At 42.5% G+C, this 1747-nt stretch carries 1 protein-coding gene; it reads left to right on the top strand.

Annotation, left to right across the window (positions count from 1 at the left end):
- Positions 1-325: 325 nt before the first annotated feature.
- Entirely contained in the window at positions 326-781 is a 456-nt protein-coding gene (locus tag BF95_RS27795; RefSeq protein ID WP_152542941.1) for a hypothetical protein, read from the top strand.
- Positions 782-1747: the final 966 nt, after the last annotated feature.

Below are 1747 nucleotides of genomic sequence, written 5' to 3'. Positions count from 1 at the left end.
GAACATTCAATGACCTACTTGGAAGAATTAAGCTTTTGAGTAGTAATTTCGGATTCATTGACGAATCAACAGGTCAGCAACGATATTCAGGGATACGCTATAATTATGGACTGATTGATCCGATGAATTCTTCACAATTAGATTCTCTCGACCATTTTTTGTAATTGTGTCACATCCCGTCATTCAAACAACCGAATACGGCCCATCTGACAAAATCGCAACGGGCCAAGCTGCTTGGTTTCGGCTTCAAAGTCTGGCTTCATCGAGAACCGATTTTACACCTTCAGCGACGAGCAATTGAAACATCTCATCGGGTGCTGGGCACATGCGTAAAAAAGTAATCGCTAAGGGGAATGTGCGTCGTGGTGATTTTCTACGGGCCGTCGTAACGGATACCCTGCCGGAAGAGGTTCCAATCATATTCTCGAATGATGGCTTCTATCACAATTTGTCAAAGAGCGTCCCACAGTCGGCGCAGGCAGCACTGTTTGTCGAGACTCTTCTCGACCCAGAAAGGGCTTACACAAAGCCGTATCGATACAGCGTACTAAAAGATGCAAAGTCGGCGCGGGGTTTGAGTTTAATCCACCCATCTGCCCAACTGGCGACCGCCCACTTCTACTCCAAGTACGACTCTTTGATCTGCTATTACGGAAACCGATCAGAAGCATCTCTGCGCGCACCGGCGAAAAATCGGAAGCACTTTTCTTTTGTAAGAGGCCCCCATCAGTCAGCGAAAACCATTTTTCGACGAAGCGGTATCGATACAGTAACAATTTGATAACTCGGTATCCAATCCCCGCGTCATATTTTTGCCTATAACAAAATTTAGTCGTGCACATGAATTTTTTCGATTTCCCAACGAATATTTTGCATTCTGGAGAAAAAAATATAAAAATAATTTTCGTAACTTTTAGATGTTTAGTAAAATGTTTTTTGGGAAGTATATATACGCACACTTTTATTTTTTGGGGCGGTATCTGACGTTTCAAACTGCAAAGGACAATACGAATTCCACCGGCTTCGCGAACGAGTTTGATCGCTTAATGCAGTCGATGAATTACAATGAGACGAATGGAATTTGTGTTGGACCTGAAATTAGCAGGGTCTTTGCGGAGATTATATTTTCTGAGGTTGATCGCAGAATATTGCGAACGCTCGCCGATAAAAAATATGATATTTTCGCAAAGATTATGAGTTTCGTCGGTATGTTGATGATTACTATGTCTTTGCGCAGGATGAAGCAACAGCAGATCGGGTAACGGCAGCGACCCAAACATGTCTGGCGGAGTTTAATCTTCACCTCAATGAAAGCAAAAATGTCGACGATCTACAGGCCATTTTTCACAAAAAAAAGTCCCAAATAATTTCAGATACAAATGCATCTATCACAGCATTTTTTCGCTCGGTTTATTGGTGAAGTTTCAATTGATGATGACGTTGCACTTGTTCCTAAGCGAGTATTGAGAACGGATTCTTTAATTCGTTCGTTAGTTAGTGCTGTGAAAGCAACATGCCTACTGCACAGTACTGGATACGATACGGTATCGGATTACATTGTCGCAGCATGTAGCAAAACGCGTAACGGATTTATCCGACGGGGTTTGCAGCATTAGGCGACAGCGACCGACCGGAAAATGAGAAGTATATTTCAGCGATAATGGTTCTTATCGAGACAATATACTTTTTCTATACTGTAAATCCAACGGTAAGATCCTCTCTTAATGTAGCGCGATCAACGATCACT

The sequence above is a fragment of the Sphingobium sp. Ant17 genome, from assembly GCF_000588875.1.
In the GTDB taxonomy this organism is placed as follows: domain Bacteria; phylum Pseudomonadota; class Alphaproteobacteria; order Sphingomonadales; family Sphingomonadaceae; genus Sphingobium.
This window is presented reverse-complemented; position numbering and strand designations above follow the sequence as displayed.